This is a genomic window from Halomonas sp. SIMBA_159 (assembly GCF_046536035.1).
GTDB classification, from domain to species: Bacteria; Pseudomonadota; Gammaproteobacteria; order Pseudomonadales; family Halomonadaceae; genus Vreelandella; species Vreelandella venusta_A.
The window spans coordinates 1-279 of record NZ_JAWJBT010000397.1; the positions used below are offsets into that span (position 1 = coordinate 1).

1 protein-coding gene is annotated in these 279 nt (G+C 36.9%); it reads left to right on the forward strand.

The annotated features are described in order from the left end of the window. A partial coding sequence (locus tag R0J87_RS19765; RefSeq protein ID WP_498888386.1) for a hypothetical protein occupies window positions 1-279 on the forward strand: 279 nt, incomplete at both ends.

Genomic DNA, 279 nt, shown 5'->3' on the forward strand with positions numbered 1-279 from the left:
GGCAAAATTAGTAAAAAATTGGAAGGGCTAGCAACTCTCAATGCTCAAAATATTGGAGAAGAAGTTGCGAACGCTTTAAAACCGAGTTTCCAAGAGGTCAGAACAGATCTTAAAACTCAAAACGAAACTTTGCAGGAGTTAGGTCATCTTAAACCTGAAATAATTGGTGAAGAAGTTGCAACCGCTTTAAAACCGACTTTTGAAGGAATTAAAACGGATCTCAACCTTCAACGTGAAACCATTGAAAACCAGCGTCAAGAACTTCTACAAACTTTAATT